We start from the raw sequence: 17,152 nt of genomic DNA on the forward strand, positions 1-17,152 counted from the left end.
ACCCCGGACCACCCCGGCGCGCCTCGGAATACGACGCGGGCCCCGTACCGGAGCGGCTCCGGTGCGGGGCCCGTCGGGGTCCTCCAAGACGGTGCCTCCCGGCTCAGCGCAGGGGTTCGGGGCCCTTCGTGCCCGAGGGGCTGCTGGTCGGGGGCGTGTCGTCCGCGGCATAGTCGTTGTAGTGCGTGTCCGCACCGACCTCCCGCAGCTGCTGGCGGAGGGCTTCGCGGGTCTCCTCGTCGTGCAGGTAGTCCAGCTTCGGACGCCGGGCCATCCGGCCGTCACCGGAGGAGCGGCCCATCGCACGGCGGCGCAGCCACGGGACGAGGTACTGACGGGCCCAACGTCGGTTCTCACGGCGACGCAGGATCCGCGGGAGCTGCTGGGGCGGAGTCGCCCAGGGGTCGGCCCACGATTCCCGCGGGCCCATCGGGTGGCCGATCAGGTCGGCCACCCGGGCGGCGACGATCTGGTGTCCGGCACCGTTGAGGTGCAGCCGGTCGTCGCTCCAGGCACGCGGGTCGTTGAGGGCGTTGAGCGCCCACAGGTCGACGATCTCGGTACCGGTCCGTTCGGCCACGGCGCGCATGTGCATGCTGAAAACGGCGATGCGGCCGCGGTAGAGGCGCAGGACGGGGATCCACCCGGTGTCGTGTCCGGCGAGGATCACGACCCGGATTCCGGCGTCGCGCAGCTGCCGCACCCCCCACTCGAACTTCTCGGCCAGCGCGTCCAGGTCGCCCCCGGGGCGCAGGACGTCGTTGCCTCCGGCGAGAACGGTCACCAGGTCCGGTTTCCACTCGAGGGCCTGTTCGAGCTGTTCACCGAAGATGTGCTTCATCCTGCGTCCGCGCACACCGAGGTTGGCGTAGCGGAAGTCCGGCGAGAGCGTACCGAGGTGCTCCGCAAAGCGATCCGCGAAACCCCGGTATTCGCCACCCGGGCCGCTGTCGTCCTCCATCCCCTCCGTGATGCTGTCGCCGATCGCCACGTAGGACCGGATCAGTTCCGGCCCGGCCGCGGGCGCGGCGGCTGGGGGATTCATCTCAAGGTCTGTCACGTCAACCAATCATCCGGATCGACCGTCCCGAGCCTGCCATGCGCCGGGGTGCGCGGGAACGGAAGTCTTGGCGGGCCGCGGCGGGCCGCGGTCCCGTGAATGTCCGAGCACCGTCGGCCCCGGGGTGGGCCGCGCTGCGGCCACCCGGCCGAAGGGCGCTCGGGCGAGGACAGTGCCTTTCAAGCATACCCGTGACCGGATCCCACGCGCCGGACTTGTTGGTGTCGCGACACTCCGGCTTCACCCGCCCGTCGTCCACCCGCACAGCTCAGCCCTTCCGCCGGGCTCGGGGCGAAACGCGAAGGGCACACGGGGCAAACAACGCCCGGGGGGTCGCATGATGAGCCGCATGTCCACTATGCGGTAGGTCACATCTGTTTCCACTCGTTTCTCATGAATCTCCTCAGTCACCGCCATCACACCCTGTGCTCACGCCCCTGAACCGGTGGACCAGGACAGCCTGGGGCTACCCATGTGGCCCCCAGCCACGTACGATCTCCGGGAAGTGCTCACGGCACCTCTGCCCCTCGGCTCGCCGCACCCCCGTGCGGAACAGGCCGAGCCGGATTCCGACCCGTCCCCCTCCGGGTCCAGGGCGCGTACTGTAGAGCACCGAACCGAAGGCCCGTGCGGTTCCTCCCCAATTCACGTGCAGACACCAGGAGGTCGAGGTCCCCAGCGGATGAACGCCGTCTCTCCGATCTGCCTCGTCGACCTCGCTCCCGCCCTGCGGTGGTCGAGGTCGCCGGACGTGGCACCCCTGCTCCACCATGACCGCCTGATCGACGGCTGGTGGTACTCGCTGCCGGTCGCCCGTGTCCTGGACATCGCGGGACCGCCGTGGCTGGCCAACGGACTGGCCCGCCTGGCGGTGGAACAGTGGGGACACGTGCCCCTCGCGGAGTTCCTGCCGAGCCTGCGCACCCAGCCGGTGGACTGCGCAGAGCTGTCCGAGCCCGTCCGCGGCGCCGTGGTCGCCACCGCCGGCGACTGGGAGCGCCTCATCAGCGCCTCGCCCCAGGAACTGGGCGAATGGCACCTGCAGGGCTGCGGAGTCCTCGACATCGTGAGCACGGTCTCCTGGCGGGCGCTTCAGCCCTGCTGCGAGCTCCCCACGGGCCCCACCCCCTCCCCCGCACTGATGCTGGAAGCCGTGCGCACCATCGCGCACTGGCTCCCCGAATCGGCACCCGAACACGTGCGCAACGCGCTCGACTACCTCAACAGCGCCACGGGCGCGAGCTGTACAGCCGAGGCCTCCCAGGACGGCGCGGCCGAACCGGCACCGCCCCAGACCCCGGCCACCCGTGCCATCCGGACCCTTCGGGCGCTGCGCGCCCAGCGGGACCAGGAGCTGCATTCACCGCAGCCGACCCAGCCCGACCGGGGGCCGGCTCCCGAGACCCCGCACGAGCCAGCTGCGGGCGGCATGGTCAGCTCCGCGGCGATGCTGCCCGGTTCGGCCATGGTCTCGGGCGGCGAGGAACAGCAGGCCACCGGGACCGACGGCGTGGGCGACCTGCGCTCCCAGTTCCGCAGTTCCCTTCTCGGCCCCGGCCGCACTCTGCGCCGCCCCAGCTTCAGCAGGCCCAAGGCGCCGCGCGCAGAACAGACCGACGAGCACCCCGCCGCACCCGTTCTCGGGCAGCACCCCCTGGTGGACCAGGTCGAGGAGATGTTCCGTTCCTGGCCCGACCTGGAACGCACGGTGGCCGCCGAACGGCTCTTCGCCACCGACCCCATCAGCATCCGCGTGCTGTCGGAGCAGATCGCGGTGGACGTCACCGACATCCGCGGCGCGCAGCGCAAGGTGGAGGAGCGCCTCCTGCGCTGGCTGGGTTCCCCCGAGGGCGCGGCCATCACCAAGCACCTGCGCGAGCTCTCCGAGCAGCTCGGTTCGGCGACCACGATCGACCGGCTCATCAACGCGCACCCGGACCACCCGGCGGACGTCCCCACGCTGAACACCCCCCTGTGGCGCGTGATCATCACCCTGTTCACCGACCGGCGCATGCACAACGGTTGGCTCATCGCGGACGACCCGAACCGGTTGCGTTGGCAGACCCGTGAACTTCTGGGTGACGCGCCCAACCTCACCGAAGCGGGGATCCGGCTGGGCCGGATCGGCATCCGCCAGCAGGACCTACGCGCCTGGCTGCTGAGCACCCCCGGGGTGAGTCTGCGCGACGGATACGTGTTCGTGGACCAGACCGTCCCCATGGAGGCACCCGGCGGGCACTCCCCCGACACTCCGGGGGGCGCCACGACCGAGAACGGACTCCCGATCCGCCGTCGGCCCGACGGGCAGCACTCTTCGGCTCCCTCGGACCTGCCCCCCACCCGGACCGAGCAGGAATACCAGCAGAGACCCGGGCCTGACCAGGGATCCTTCCAGCCAGGTCACGGCGCTTCCCCGATGCCGCAGCAGCAGCCGCAGCAGGGCCCGGGTACTGCGCCTGCGGTGGCGCACAGCGCACCCGGCCACCCCGGGGCGAGCGACCCGGCCATGTCGGCCCGATGCTTCCGCGCACCCGACGGGCGCTGGTGGCACCGCATCGACATCACCGCCGACCACCTCAACGGTGCCCCCGTAGCGGTGCCCACCGGCTACGCGACCCACCTGGGCCTGCAGCCCGGACGCCTACTGTGCCTCACGGCGCCCGGCGCCGACCTGCTGGTGCTCGTCTGGCGCGACCAGCCGGCCTTCGACTCCCTGCGTCCGCTGCTGCGCCGTCAGGCCGCACAGCCGGGAGACCGGGTGTTCATCACCGTCTCCGGCGACCGCCTGGACGCGCGCAAGCTCCCCTCCGGAGACCTGAGCGGGTACCCGCCCGCAGCCAGGGCACTGCATCTGATCGGTTACACCGCCCCGGCCGCCACGGACGAGGCGCTCAAGATCATGTCCCGGCGGATCACCGACAACGGCGACGAGTCGCTCGCCGATCCCCAAGCCCTGCTGGACATGCTGGCCCTGCGCGGGGACGACGACATCGCCGGAGAGCTGCGCGCGGGCATGTTCGCCACCCACTGATCACCCTCGGAGCCTGTTGCCGCACAGCACCGTCCCCGCACCATCGCGGGCCGGGTTGAAGTGCCGTTTCCGTATATCAGGGGGTGCCAAATGCAAGAGAAGGATGTAGGTTAGGCTTACCTAATAGATTTGAGGTGGTCCTCCTGCACCCGCCACAGCACGCACCCTCCCCCGCCGAGCGGGCGCGCTCCGTCCTGTCCCGCCCCAACCCCGCCACGGTCACGACCGCGGAGCTCTCGCTCCACCTGACCGGTGCCGCCTGCCACACTGGAACCGATGACGAGGTCACCCTGCTGGTACCCGACCAGCACCGCGTTCTGTCCGAGATCGGCAGCGGGGACCTGGAAGCGACCGTCGAGTTCACCGACACCGCACCGGTCGACCTTCGGGACCCCACGCGTTCCCTGCTCTGGATCAGCGGGACACTGAGCGTCCTCCCCCTCCCGGAGGCCCGGGCGCGCGCCCTCGCCGTCCTGGACGACGACCCCGACGAACGCCTGCTCGACCTAGGACACGGCCGCACGATGGTCGCGCTGACCCCCTACCTGCTGGTCCACTCCGACCAGGAGGGCTGCCATCTGCTGCACCCCGGCGAGTTCTCGGAGGCCGCCCCGGACCCCTTCGGCCGTTGGGAGGGGCCGTGGCTGCGCCACCTGGAACAGGACCACCCCGACGTCCTCTGGGCCCTGGTCACCCGCTGCGCCGCACCACTGCCCCAGGGCCGCCCGCGACCGCTCGGAGTTGACCGCTACGGTCTGCGCCTGCGCCTGGAGGGCCCCGACGGCGACCACGACGTCCGCATTCCCTTCCGCAGGCCCGCCCGGGCCCCACAGGACGTCGCCGCCGAGATCCAGGACATGGCCGGGCTCCACCACCGCTGCTGACCTGGGTGTACTCATGGACCCCTAATAGGCGGGCGGGACGCTCTCCGCGTACGCGGACAGGCCGAACCCGATGACGAGGAGCACGGCCAGGTAGGCCGCCTGGACTTTGACGAGGTTGATGCGCGCGCGGCTCTCCCGGAGCGAGCACACCAGGCCGAAGTGGCACAGACTCACGACGATGCCGCACAGCGCCACCGCCAGCATCGTCCAGAGAGCGACAGGCATGACCCAGAGGGGCAGACCGGACATCCCCACGGATATCAGAGCGCCTACGAAGGCATAGAACACGGAAAGGGCCGCCGGCACGGCAAGGATCAGCCACACGGCGATGAGCGAGGCGGAGGTCCGCTCTCCTGGCTCCGCTGAGGTGACGGTAGGGAGCTCGGCCGGGCCGCTGGGGGAGGGTTCGTGAAGTCTCATGGGAACAGCATCCCCGGACGAGGCGCCCAGCACATCAGTACTCGTACTCAGTAGTACCCGTCTTCGGTGACAGGGTCCGGCCACCACCGGAGACCAGCACGTACCCGTGAAAGCCCTACACGGAGACCAGGAACTGCTCCGCGTACCGAATCGCGGTCGTGTCGGCTCAAGCCGGATGGGTTTCGGCGAACAAGAGAACCGCCCAGCCAAAGCAGAAGTACACCGCGATGAGCGCCAACTGCACCCAGAGGAGCACGGACCGGATGGTGCTCCGGCGACGCTTGCACACCAGGACGAGGTGCCAGATGCTCAGCGGCAATACGGCCAGCGCCAGCAGGAACATCAGCCCGAGCGCGGACACGCCGCGGACTTGCGGCAGTTCGGCCGTCGCCGACACGAACCCCACGAGCCCGAAGGTCATGGCCCCGAAGAGGACGACCCCCGCCGCCGCCAGCGGCCACACGACGATCCACGCATGGGAGGTCGGCTGCGCCTGCGGGGCCGGCACGGGAGCGTACTGGGAAGACTCGGCGCGGTGGTACGGGGCGGCGGGGCCGCGGGGGACTCCGCGATGGTGAGGTCTCATGGGAACAGCATCCCCGGCCGCGGCGCCCAGCACATCAGTACACGTACTCAATGGCCGGGCCCGGCCACACGAAAGGGCCGGACCCCTGGAATCCCTCCAGGGCCCGGCCCGTACGCACGTCACATCAGACGTTGAAGCCCAGCATGCGCAGCTGGTCCCGACCGTCGTCGGTGATCTTGTCCGGACCCCACGGCGGCATCCAGACCCAGTTGATCTTGACCTCGCGCTCGAACTCTTCGAGGGCGCTGTTGGTCTGGTCCTCGATCACGTCGGTCAGCGGGCAGGCCGCGCTGGTCAGGGTCATGTCCAGGGTGATCGACTCGTCGTCGTGGTTCACCCCGTACAGCAGACCCAGGTCAACGATGTTGATGCCCAGCTCGGGGTCGATGACGTCCTTGAGCGCCTCACCGATCTCCTCGGCCAGCGCCTCCTGCTCAGGGGTGAGCGGAGCCGCTTCGGGCTTCTCAACGGTCTCGGTCGTCGTGCTCTCGTTGTCGCTCATTCAGGCGCCTTCCTTCTCCAAGGACTGCGACACCGCGTCCTTCCAAGCCATCCACCCCAGTAGGGCGCACTTGATCCGAGCCGGGTACTTGGACACGCCGACGAACGCCACGGCGTCCTCCAGCACGTCCTCGTCGGGCTCGCCTTGCCCCCTGGACTGCATCAGCTCGGTGAACGCGTCCAGGGTCGTCATACCCTCAGCCACCGTCTTGCCGATGAGCAGTTCGGTGAGCACCGAGGTGCTGGCCTGGCTGATCGAGCAGCCCATCCCATCGTAGGAGACGTCGCTGACGACCGCCTTCTCGTCCAGCTCCGAACCTGTGGCGGGGGTCAACGTGACCCGGAGCGTCACCTCGTCCCCACAGGTGGGGTTGATGTGGTGTGCCTCGGCGTTGTGCGGATCCCGCAGCCCCTTGTGGTGCGGGTTCCGGTAGTGGTCCAGGATGATTTCCTGGTACATCGCGTCCAACTGCATGGTCAGGCAGAATCCTCGTACTAGAGCCCAGGGCGTTCGAAGAACTTCTGGGCAGCCCGGATGGCCTCCACGAGCGCGTCCACGTCCTCGAAGGTGTTGTACAGGTAAAAGGACGCGCGCGTGGTCGCGACGATACCGAGCTTGCGGTGCAACGGCCAGGCACAGTGGTGGCCCACCCGGACCTCGACACCCTTGTCGTCCAGGACCTGGCCCAGGTCGTGCGGGTGGATGTCGTCCACGACGAACGACACCGCCCCTCCCCGGTCCACTGCCTCGGTCGGGCCCACGATCCGCACACCCTCGATCGCGCCCACGTGCTTGAGGGCGTATTCGGTGAGTGCGTGCTCGTGCGCGGCGACCCGGTCCATGCCCACCTTCGACAGGTAGTCACAGGCCGCGGCCAGACCGACGGCCTGCGGGGCCATCGGCACACCGGCCTCGAAGCGCTGCGGCGGGTCCGCCCACGTGGAGTGGCTCATGTGCACCACGCCGATCATGGAACCGCCACTGATGAACGGCGGCATGGCGGCGAGCAGCTCCCGGCGCCCCCAGAGCACCCCGATCCCGTTGGGACCGAGCATCTTGTGCCCCGAGAAGGCCAGGAAGTCGACGTCCAGTGCGGCGACGTCGACCGGCATGTGCGGCACCGACTGACAGGCGTCCAGCAGCACCATCGCGCCGACCGCCCGGGCCCGGGCGGTGATCGTGTCGACCGGGTTCACGGTGCCGAGCACGTTGGACTGGTGCGCGAAGGCCACCAGCTTGGTGCGCTCGTTGACCAACTCCTCGATGTCCGACAGGTCCAGGCGACCCTCGTCGGTCACCGGGAACCAGCGGAGCGTCGCGCCGGTGCGCTGGCAGAGCTGCTGCCAGGGCACCAGGTTGGCGTGGTGCTCCATCTCGGTGACGACGATCTCGTCGCCCGGACCCACCTGGAAACCGCTCAGTGCCTGTTCCGCGGTGGCCGCGTTGCTCATCGCGTACGCGACCAGGTTCACCGCCTCGGTGGCGTTCTTGGTGAACACCACCTCGTCGGAGTCGGCGCCGATGAATCGGGCGATGGTCTCCCGCGCGGCCTCGTAGGCGTCGGTGGCCTCCTCCGCGAGCTGGTGCGCCCCACGGTGCACCGCAGCGTTGTGGCGCTCGTAGAACCCGCGCTCGGCGTCCAGCACCGAACGCGGCTTCTGCGAGGTCGCCCCGGAGTCCAGGTACACCAACGGGCGCTCGTCACGGACGGTCCGGGAGAGGATCTCGAAATCCCCCCGGATCGCCGCGACGTCGAGCTGTCCCAGCTCGCGATCACTCATGTGTTATGCGCCCGCCTTCACGAACCGCTCGTAGCCGTCGGCCTCGAGGACGTCGGCCAGCTCCGCACCACCGGACTCGGCGATACGGCCCTCGGAGAAGACGTGCACGTAGTCCGGCTTCACGTGGTTGAGGATGCGGGTGTAGTGCGTGATGAGCATGACACCCAGGTCGTTGTCGGCCTGGGCGCGGTTGATGCCCTCGGAGACGATCTTGAGCGCGTCGACGTCCAGGCCGGAGTCGGTCTCGTCCAGGATGGCGATCTTCGGCTTGAGCAGCTCCAGCTGGAGGATCTCGTGGCGCTTCTTCTCACCGCCGGAGAAGCCCTCGTTGACGCCGCGGGCGGCGAAGGCCGAGTCGATGGACAGGCCCTTCATCGCGCCCTGCAGCTCCTTGGAGAAGTGGCGGAGCTTGGGGGCCTCGCCGCGCACGGCCGTGACCGAGCTGCGGAGGAAGTTGGACATGGACACGCCGGGCACCTCGACCGGGTACTGCATGGCCAGGAAGACGCCGGCGCGGGCCCGCTCGTCCACCTCCATGTCCAGGACGTTCTCGCCGTCGAGGAGGACCTCGCCCTCGGTGATCTCGTAGCGCGGGTGGCCGGAGATCGCGTAGGCGAGCGTGGACTTACCGGAGCCGTTGGGGCCCATGATGGCATGGGTCTCACCGGAGTTGATGGTGAGGTCAACGCCCTTGAGGATCTCCTGCCGCTCGTCCTCACCGATGAGGACGTCGGCGCGCAGACCGCGGATTTCGAACTTCGTCATTTCAGGCCTCAGGAATTCTTCTCATCCAGCGACACGAGCACGTCGTCGCCGTCGATCTTCACGTCGTATGTGGGAACCGGCTGGGTCGCGGGCGGGTTGATCGGCGCCCCCGAACTCAGGTCGAAGCAGGAGCCGTGCAGCCAGCACTCGATGGTGCCGTCCTCGACCTCTCCTTCGGAGAGACGGACCTCCGCGTGCGAGCACACGTCCCGCATCGCGTAGACCTGACCCTCGGTGCGCACCAGCGCGACGGGGGTCTCGTCATCGGTCTCGATCCCCAGGACCCCCTCCTCAGGGATCTCGTCGAGCTCGGCGACCTTGATCCAGCCGTCCGTCTCACTCATGCGCGGCCAGCTTCTGCTCGACCTTCTCCATGACGCGGTCACGCAGTTCCTCGTCGTCAATGCGGTTGACGATGTCCAGGAAGTAGCCGCGGATGATCAGACGACGGGCCTCGTCGGCGGGGATCCCGCGCGACTGCAGGTAGTAGAGGTGGATGTCGTCCAGTCGACCACTGGCGCTGGCGTGCCCGGCTCCCGCGACCTCACCGGTGAAGATCTCCAGGTTCGGCACGGAGTCCACGCGGGTGTCGTCGGTGAGCTGCAGGTTGCGGTTGTTCTCGTACGAGTCGGTGCCCGTGGTGCCTTCGCCGATGATCACGTCACCGATCCAGACCGCGTGGGCGTCCTTGCCGTTCAGCGCACCCTTGTAGTCCACCCGGGAGCGGGTGTTGGACAGGTTGTGGTCGATCAGCGAGCGGTGCTCGTGGTGCTGCTTGTCACCGGCGAAGTAGAGACCGTACAGCTCGGCGTTGCCGCCCCGGCCCTCGTAGGACACGCGCGGGGACAGCCGGACCACGTCGCCACCCAGGGTGATGATGACCGACTTGAAGGAGGCGTCCTTGCCGACCTTCGCGTTGTGCTGGCTGACCTCGACGGCGTCCTCGTCCCACTCCTGGAGGCTGACCAGGTTGAGCTTGGCACCGTCGCCGACGTGGATGTCGAGGTTGCCCGCGCGCACACCGGTTCCGGTGCTGGTGATGATCACGGTGGCCTCGGCCAGCGGCTGGACGTCGATGACCAGCTGCTCGAAGGCGGTGCCGCCGAGCCCCTTGCGGTCGATCGTGATCGGCTTGTCGCCGACCAGCTGGCGCGGCACGGTGACAACGGTGGCCTGCTCGAAGGAGGTGTAGGCCTGGGCGACCACGCGGTCCACCGGAAGACCCGCCTTGCCCAGACGCTCGTCGTCACGGCCTACCTGCTCGACGGTGACGCCCTCGGGCGCGTCGACGACGGTCTCGTCGGTGCCGTCGGCGGTCCCCTTCCAGTCGTGCAGCTTCTTGAGGCGGCGCATCGGCGTGAAGCGCCACTCCTCCTCACGACCGTTGGGGACGGGGAAGGCGTCCACGTCGTGCGAACCGTGCGTGTCGAGCTTCGAGACAGGGATCTGCCCCAGCCCGTGGCTGTGCGCCTTGGGCTCAGTGTTCGCGGTCGTCAACTTATCCCACCGATCCTTCCATCTGGAGCTCGATCAGGCGGTTGAGCTCCAGTGCGTACTCCATCGGGAGCTCCCGTGCGATGGGCTCCACGAATCCTCGAACGACCATGGCCATGGCCTCTTCTTCGGGCATCCCCCGGCTCATCAGGTAGAAGAGCTGGTCCTCACTGACCTTGGAGACGGTGGCCTCGTGCGCGAGCTCGGTGTCGTCCTCGCGCAGGTCGTTGTAGGGGTATGTGTCGGACCGGCTGATCGTGTCGATCAGCAGGGCGTCGCACTCGACCGAGGACTTGGCGAGGTGCGCACCCTCCTGGACCTGGATCAGGCCGCGGTAGGAGGAGCGACCGCCGCCGCGCGCCACCGACTTGGAGACGACCTTGGACGAGGTGTTGGGTGCGCAGTGCACCATCTTGGCACCGGTGTCCTGGTGCTGGCCCGCGCTCGCGAAGGCGATCGACAGGGTCTCGCCCTTGGCGTGCTCGCCCATCAGGTAGACGGCCGGGTACTTCATGGTGACCTGGGAGCCGATGTTGCCGTCGACCCACTCCATGGTCGCGCCCTCTTCGGCGATGGCGCGCTTGGTGACCAGGTTGAAGACGTTGTTCGACCAGTTCTGGATGGTCGTGTAACGGCAGCGGGCGTTCTTCTTGACGATGATCTCGACGACCGCGGAGTGCAGCGAGTCCGACTTGTAGATCGGCGCGGTGCAGCCCTCGACGTAGTGGACGTAGGCGCCCTCGTCGACGATGATCAGCGTCCGCTCGAACTGGCCCATGTTCTCGGTGTTGATCCGGAAGTAGGCCTGCAGCGGGATCTCCACGTGCACGTTCTTGGGCACGTAGATGAACGACCCACCGCTCCACACGGCGGTGTTCAGCGCGGAGAACTTGTTGTCACCGGGCGGGATGACGGAGCCGAAGTACTCCTCGAAGACCTCCGGGTGCTCCTTGAGGGCCGTGTCCGTGTCCAGGAAGAGGACGCCCTGCTCCTCCAGGTCCTCGCGGATCTGGTGGTAGACGACCTCGGACTCGTACTGAGCGGCGACACCGGCGACCAGGCGCTGCTTCTCCGCCTCAGGGATACCCAGCTTGTCGTAGGTGTTCTTGATGTCCTCGGGCAGGTCCTCCCAGGACGTGGCCTGCTGCTCCGTGGACCGCACGAAGTACTTGATGTTGTCGAAGTCGATCCTGGACAGGTCCGCGCCCCAGTCGGGCATGGGCTTCTTGTCGAAGAGCTTCAGCGACTTGAGGCGGAGCTTGGTCATCCACTCCGGCTCGCTCTTCTTGTCCGAGATGTCGCGGACAACCTCTTCGTTCAGACCGCGCCGAGCGGTGGCGCCGGCGTCGTCGGAGTCGGCCCAGCCGTACTCATATGTTCCGAGCCCTTCGAGCTCGGGGTGCGCGATGGAAGTCATGCGCGGACTCCTCCTGGACTTCAGACGTCCTTTTGGTGAACTGAGCCGCCCGCCCTCTGGCGGATGGCCGTGTTGGACGCGGGGGTGCCGTTGTCCCCGCTCGCCCCGTCCTCCCGTGGGGTGACGTGCGTGGTGCACACACCGTCGCCTTGGGCGATGGTGGCCAACCTGCGCACCGGGGTGCCCAACAGCCGCGAGAAGGCCTCGATCTCGGCCTCACAGAGTTGCGGGAACTCCGCGGCCACGTGCGCGACGGGGCAGTGGTGTTGGCACAGCTGGTCGCCGCCACCAGGCGCGGGTGCCTGGCCCGCGCTGGCTGCGTAGCCGTCGTTGGAGAGCGCCTCGGCCAGCAGACGGACGCGCTGTTCCTGGGGAACCGCGTCCAGCATGGGCTTGTAGCGCCGCTCCAGGTCGGCGACCTGGCTCTTGGCGAACTGGCTGACGGCCTCGGGACCAGCGGTCTGCGCGAGGAAGCGCAGCGCGCTGGAAGCGAGGTCGTCGTAGGCGTGAACGAAGGCGTCACGCCCGGCCTCTGTAATGGCGAAGACACGGGCGGGGCGGCCCCGGCGGCGTCGGCCGTGCGTGGGCCGTGCGTCCCGGGCCTCGACCATGCCCTCACCGGTCAGGTTGTCGAGGTGGCGGCGGATGGCCGCCGGGGTGAGTCCGAGCCGCTGCCCCAGCGAGGAAGCGGTGATCGGGCCCTTCTCCAGGATGAGCCGGGCGACACGGGCGCGGGTCCCATGATCGGGCCCGTTCAGGGTTCGGGGCGCGTTCGACACGTCAGGCACGGTGCTCCCCTCCCGCTCATCGATCGGCTCCTACTTTAGACAACATCAGTGTGGCCTAATTGAGTCCGCCGTGGCAAACCCGGATTCATGCACTTCGTCACGAAGGCCAGGCTTGCCTAAGCAGGGATTTCACCCTGATGTGGCACGTGGGAACCGCCTTCCCGCACGCCGTAAGTTCTCCGATCTCTCACATGGCGAGACAGTGGTCCCACACTCCGAACCGCCCGCGGGGGGACGGCGACCGGGACCGGGCTCGGCGAGCGCACGACCAGGGGAAAACACGCGCCGGATGGGTACAACGCGGCCCACTGCGTCATTCTTCCAGTTCTGCGACGGGAAGTGCGCCCGCATAACGGATGCCCGAATCAGGACCACCCCACCGGCGCCCGAACTGCGGCAACCCGCTTGAGGCGGGGTGGTGAAGCCGAGCCCCGCGGCGCACGTAAACTCGGGCCCCATGGACACAGCCGCCGTCGAGGTCGTCGACCTGGTGAAGCGCTACGGCGCCACCACGGCCGTCACGGGCCTCACGTTCACCGCGCGCCGCGGCGCGGTGACCGCCCTGCTCGGCCCCAACGGCGCGGGCAAGACCAGCACCGTCGAGATCTGTGAGGGGTTTCGCCGCGCCGACGGCGGACAGGTCCGGGTCCTGGGGCTCGACCCCGTCGCCGACGCCACCGAGCTCAAACCGCGCGTGGGCGTGATGCCGCAGTCCGGCGGGGTGCCCACCGGCGCCCGAACCGCCGAGTGGCTCCACCTCATGGCCTCCTTCCACGCCGCACCGATCGACCCCGACCTGCTCCTGGACCGCCTCGGCCTGACCGCGGCCGCGGCCACACCGTTCCGCCGCCTGTCCGGAGGGCAGCAGCAGCGCCTGTCCTTGGCCTGCGCCGTGGTCGGCCGCCCCGAACTGGTCTTTCTGGACGAGCCGACCGCGGGGCTGGATCCGCAGGCGCGCATGGCCACCTGGGACCTGGTCTCGGCCCTGCGCGAGGCGGGTGTGGCGGTGATCCTGACGACGCACTACATGGAGGAGGCCGAGCGGCTGGCCGACCACGTGGTCATCATCGACCGCGGCGCGGTGGTCGTCGAGGGCACCCCCGACGAACTCACCGAAGGTCGGCGCGAGGTCCGCTTCTCCACCACCGGGCCCGTCGACACGGATGCGCTGAGTGCGGCTCTGCCCGCGGACAGCCGCGTCTCCGCCACAGCCGCGGGCGGTCGGCACGAGTACGCCATCGCCACCGACGACCCCGACGCCCTCGACCCGGAGTTCCTGGCCTCGGTGACGGCCTGGTGCGCCTCCGCCGGTGTGCTCGCCGAGGACCTGCGCATGCGGCGGCGTACCCTCGAAGACGTCTTCCTCGAAACTACCGGCCGGGAACTGCGGAAATAATGACCGAGCACACTTCAGGCACGGCCGGTCCGGCCGTCACCGAAGCCCCGACGCCCGCCCTCGAACCCAGCCTCTTCGCCCCGGCCCCCGGCGCCGCCCCGATGCGGCGCATGATCGCGGCCCAGGCCGGGATGGAGCTGCGCGTCATGCTCCGCCATGGTGAGCAGTTCCTCCTCACCATGGTGATCCCGGTGCTCCTGCTGGTCGGCTTCAGCCTCGTCAACGTGCTGGACGTCGGCGAGGGGTCGCGCGTGGACGCGCTGACGCCCGGGGTGCTGGCGCTGGCCATCATGTCCACGTCCTTCACCGGCTTGGCCATCGGCACCGGTTTCGAGCGCCGCTACGGCGTCCTCAAGCGCTTGGGCGCGACCCCGCTGTCCCGGTTCGGGCTCCTGGCCGCCAAGACATTGGCCGTGCTGGTGGTGCAGGCCATCCAGATCACCGTGCTGTGCGCGGTGGCCCTGCTCCTGGGCTGGTCGCCGTCGCTGGAGCCGGTCGGCGTGCTCGCCGTCGTGGCGCTCGTACTCCTGGCCACTGCGGCCTTCAGTTCGCTGGCGCTCCTGATGGCGGGCACCCTGCGTGCCGAGGCGACGCTGGCCGGCGCCAACCTGGTGTACGTGCTGATGCTCGGCCTGGGCGGCGTCCTGTTCCCCACCAGCAGTTTCCCCGGACCGATGGAGCAGGCGGTGGGTTTCCTGCCCATCACCGCGCTCAGCTCGGGGCTGCGCGACGTGCTCGCCGACGGGAGCCTGCCGGGTCTGGGCGCCTTCGCGGTGCTGGCCGTGTGGACCGCGGTCGCCGGTTACCTGGCCTCCCGCCTGTTCCGCTGGGAGTAGGGCGGGCCAGGTCGGCCCGGATGGACCCGAGCGGCCCTGCCCAGAAAGCACCGCTCTAGGCTGTCGGCATGACGATCGACATCGACGCGGTGACCAAGATCCTCCGGGAGGTCGCCGACACGGCTGTCCTGCCCCGGTTCCGGGCCCTCTCCGGAGGTGAGGTGTCGGAGAAGGCACCCGGCGAGGTCGTCACCGTCGCCGACCGCGAGGCCGAGGAGCTGATCAGCCCGCGGCTGCGTGAGCTCCTCGACGTCCCGGTCGTGGGCGAGGAGGCCGCCTCCGCCGACCCGGACCTCCTCCTAGCACTGCGCCGGGAGCCTGCCGCCTGGCTGGTGGACCCGGTCGACGGCACGCGCAACTTCGTCCGGGGCGACACCGAGTTCGCTGTCATGGCCGCGCTGGTCCGGGAGGGCCGGACCGTCGCCTCCTGGATCCTCCAGCCGGTGGAGAACCGCGTGTACACCGCCGAACTCGGCTCCGGTGCCTGGCGGGACGGGGTCCGGCTGCGCCGCGAGCCCGCGCCCCCCGCCCCGGCCGAGCTGCGCGGGGCCGTCCTGTCCCGGTTCCTCTCGGCGTCCGCCCGCGAGCGCGTGACCGTCGCCGCGTCCGCTTTCGCCGAGGTGGATGCGGGCGCCCACTGCGCGGGTGTGGACTACCCCCGGCTGGCCGAGGGGGAGCTCGACTTCGTGCTGTTCCAGCGGACCCTGCCCTGGGACCACGCGCCCGGCGCACTTCTGCTGACCGAGGCGGGCGGGGTCGCCCTCCGTCCCGAGGGCGACCCCTACCGGCCCGACGACAACCGGCTGGGCCTACTCAACGCCGCCGACGAGCGGACCTGGCGAACCGTGGGGTCGCTCCTGCTGGCCTGAGGGCTGCCGTCGTCGGCCCGGGCCGGGGCGCGCTCGAACCAGGAGTACCACGACCGCCACCGCGAGGAGCGCCGCGCCGACCAGCGGATAGCCCTCGCTCGGGGAGGCCACCCCGAGGAAGAGGCCGACCGCCGCGCCGCCCAGTGACGAACCCGCGTTGTAGGCGGTGTTCACCCAGTTCCCCGCCCTGGTCCGGTAACCGCTGGCCACCGACTCGTCAGCGAGCAGGTAGGTCGTCGTGATCAGGGGCGCCCCGAAGATCCCGACCGCGAACAGGAGCGCGACCAGGGCGGGGACACCGGGGACCAGGGCGGCCGCGGCCACGCCGCCGCCCATCGCCAGCGCGATCAGGGCCAGCCGGGTTCGGGTTCGGGTCCGCCAGGCGACGGCCCCGTAGGCCAGACCGCCGAGAGCGCTGCCCGCGGCCTGCGCGGACTCCACCAAGACCACGGCCTCGACGGCGCCCCGCTGTTCGGCGAAGGCGACGTTGAGCAGTACCGCCGACCCCAGCGTCAGGCCCGCCGCCGCGGAGATCGCGACCGCGGAGAGGAACCCGCCCCGGTCGGTGAGGTGCGGGCCGTTCGGGCGCCGCACCGTTGGCCCGGCCCCGTGTGGGCCCTCGTGCTGGGCCCCGCGCTGTTGCGGCGGATCGCCGTCGGCACGGCGCGCGGCCTCCATGCCGCGGGACGCGGACGAGGTCACCAGGCCCGCGGTCCCGGACACCACCAGGACGGCACAGAGCGCCAACCCGGCCGCGGGCGGCCACACCCACAGCAGGGCGCCCAGGAACAGGGGGCCGGTGAAGATGATGAGCTCCTCGACCACGGTGTCCAGGCTGTAGGCCCGCTGGAGCAGGGCCCGGTCGCTGGACAGGTGGCGCCACACGGTCCGGGTCACGGGGCCGAGCGGCGGCGCGCAGGCACCCGCCACCGCGGTGAGGGCGGACAGCACCCCGACGTGCGCACCGGGGTTCCAGGCGGTGGCGGCCAACCCCGCAAGGGCCAGGGCGTGGATCCCGGCCATCGGGAGCAGGGCGCGGAGCGGACCGTGGCGGTCGATGAGCGAGGCCCGCAGCGGCGACAGGACCGTGACGCTGAGGCCGAACAGGCCCAGCACCAAGCCGACGTGGGCGTAGGAGCCGGTGGAGTGGACGACTGACAGGACCAGGGCCAGCGAGACGATGCCGTACGACAGTCGGCCCAGGAGGGCGGGGGCGAGGAAACGGGGGACGCCCGTGACGCGCAGGACGGCACGGTAGGTCGGCGCCCGGTGGGGCGAGGACATAAGTGTTCTCCGCAGGGAGGACGGCGCGTGTGGTCAGCG

Annotated in this window: 17 protein-coding genes; 5 read left to right on the plus strand and 12 right to left on the minus strand. The window is 69.8% G+C overall.

The features are described 5' to 3' along the window. Positions 1-103 precede the first annotated feature (103 nt). On the minus strand, positions 104-1,045 hold the full coding sequence (locus ACYVDG_RS04905) for an SGNH/GDSL hydrolase family protein (RefSeq protein WP_460747083.1): 942 nt from the start codon (positions 1,043-1,045) through the stop codon (positions 104-106). Between the two features lie 697 nt (positions 1,046-1,742). Between ACYVDG_RS04905 and ACYVDG_RS04910 the strand changes: the two genes are divergently transcribed. Together ACYVDG_RS04910 and ACYVDG_RS04915 are read left to right on the plus strand one after the other, a co-directional pair. Further along, complete coding sequence (locus ACYVDG_RS04910) at positions 1,743-4,091, plus strand: hypothetical protein (RefSeq protein WP_460747084.1); 2,349 nt, start codon at positions 1,743-1,745, stop codon at positions 4,089-4,091. Positions 4,092-4,225: 134 nt separating this feature from the next. Next, positions 4,226-4,975, plus strand: a complete 750-nt coding sequence (locus ACYVDG_RS04915; protein WP_460747085.1) for a DUF2470 domain-containing protein — start codon at positions 4,226-4,228, stop codon at positions 4,973-4,975. Between the two features lie 21 nt (positions 4,976-4,996). Here the strand turns inward: ACYVDG_RS04915 and ACYVDG_RS04920 are convergent, their stop codons facing one another. The 10 genes from ACYVDG_RS04920 to ACYVDG_RS04965 all read right to left on the minus strand — a co-directional run bounded on the left by ACYVDG_RS04920 (position 4,997) and on the right by ACYVDG_RS04965 (position 12,728). Then, the gene (locus tag ACYVDG_RS04920) at positions 4,997-5,395 is read right to left on the minus strand and encodes a hypothetical protein (protein WP_460747086.1); all 399 of its coding nucleotides are present in this window, start codon (positions 5,393-5,395) and stop codon (positions 4,997-4,999) included. 166 nt (positions 5,396-5,561) lie between these two features. After that, positions 5,562-5,981, minus strand: coding sequence for a hypothetical protein (locus ACYVDG_RS04925; protein WP_460747087.1), 420 nt, complete (start codon positions 5,979-5,981; stop codon positions 5,562-5,564). 124 nt (positions 5,982-6,105) lie between these two features. Further along, positions 6,106-6,483, minus strand: coding sequence for a metal-sulfur cluster assembly factor (locus ACYVDG_RS04930; RefSeq protein ID WP_460747088.1), 378 nt, complete (start codon positions 6,481-6,483; stop codon positions 6,106-6,108). Then, positions 6,484-6,957, minus strand: coding sequence for a Fe-S cluster assembly sulfur transfer protein SufU (sufU, locus tag ACYVDG_RS04935; protein ID WP_460747089.1), 474 nt, complete (start codon positions 6,955-6,957; stop codon positions 6,484-6,486). Between the two features lie 20 nt (positions 6,958-6,977). After that, complete coding sequence (locus ACYVDG_RS04940) at positions 6,978-8,264, minus strand: aminotransferase class V-fold PLP-dependent enzyme (RefSeq protein ID WP_460747090.1); 1,287 nt, start codon at positions 8,262-8,264, stop codon at positions 6,978-6,980. Between the two features lie 3 nt (positions 8,265-8,267). Continuing rightward, positions 8,268-9,029, minus strand: coding sequence for a Fe-S cluster assembly ATPase SufC (gene sufC / locus ACYVDG_RS04945; protein WP_460747091.1), 762 nt, complete (start codon positions 9,027-9,029; stop codon positions 8,268-8,270). Between the two features lie 8 nt (positions 9,030-9,037). Continuing rightward, positions 9,038-9,373 (minus strand): non-heme iron oxygenase ferredoxin subunit, encoded by a 336-nt coding sequence (locus ACYVDG_RS04950; RefSeq protein ID WP_460747092.1) that lies wholly within the window; start codon positions 9,371-9,373, stop codon positions 9,038-9,040. Further along, a complete protein-coding gene (gene sufD, locus ACYVDG_RS04955) occupies positions 9,366-10,526 on the minus strand; it encodes a Fe-S cluster assembly protein SufD (protein ID WP_460747093.1) in 1,161 nt (386 codons plus the stop codon). Before sufD ends, ACYVDG_RS04950 begins: the two co-directional genes overlap by 8 nt. A gap of 1 nt (position 10,527) precedes the next feature. After that, positions 10,528-11,940 carry a Fe-S cluster assembly protein SufB gene (sufB, locus tag ACYVDG_RS04960; protein WP_460747094.1) on the minus strand — a complete coding sequence of 471 codons (1,413 nt, stop codon included), beginning with the start codon at positions 11,938-11,940 and terminating at the stop codon, positions 10,528-10,530. A gap of 20 nt (positions 11,941-11,960) precedes the next feature. Further along, positions 11,961-12,728, minus strand: a complete 768-nt coding sequence (locus ACYVDG_RS04965; protein WP_460747095.1) for a helix-turn-helix transcriptional regulator — start codon at positions 12,726-12,728, stop codon at positions 11,961-11,963. 457 nt (positions 12,729-13,185) lie between these two features. On the opposite strand from ACYVDG_RS04965, the gene ACYVDG_RS04970 reads away from it, so the two are divergent. The 3 genes from ACYVDG_RS04970 (at position 13,186) to ACYVDG_RS04980 (ending at position 15,829) form a co-directional block, all read left to right on the plus strand. Further along, entirely contained in the window at positions 13,186-14,124 is a 939-nt protein-coding gene (locus tag ACYVDG_RS04970; protein ID WP_460747096.1) for an ABC transporter ATP-binding protein, read from the plus strand. Then, positions 14,124-14,960, plus strand: a complete 837-nt coding sequence (locus ACYVDG_RS04975) for an ABC transporter permease (protein ID WP_460747097.1) — start codon at positions 14,124-14,126, stop codon at positions 14,958-14,960. The genes ACYVDG_RS04970 and ACYVDG_RS04975 overlap by 1 nt, the downstream gene beginning before the upstream one ends. Positions 14,961-15,028: 68 nt before the next feature. Continuing rightward, positions 15,029-15,829, plus strand: coding sequence for an inositol monophosphatase family protein (locus ACYVDG_RS04980; protein ID WP_460747098.1), 801 nt, complete (start codon positions 15,029-15,031; stop codon positions 15,827-15,829). On the opposite strand, the gene ACYVDG_RS04985 is transcribed toward ACYVDG_RS04980, so the two are convergent. Beyond that, positions 15,770-17,113, minus strand: coding sequence for an MFS transporter (locus ACYVDG_RS04985; protein WP_460747099.1), 1,344 nt, complete (start codon positions 17,111-17,113; stop codon positions 15,770-15,772). The two genes, ACYVDG_RS04980 and ACYVDG_RS04985, sit on opposite strands and share 60 nt — an antisense overlap. Between the last annotated feature and the right edge of the window lie 39 nt (positions 17,114-17,152).

This window comes from Nocardiopsis oceani (genome assembly GCF_054777395.1).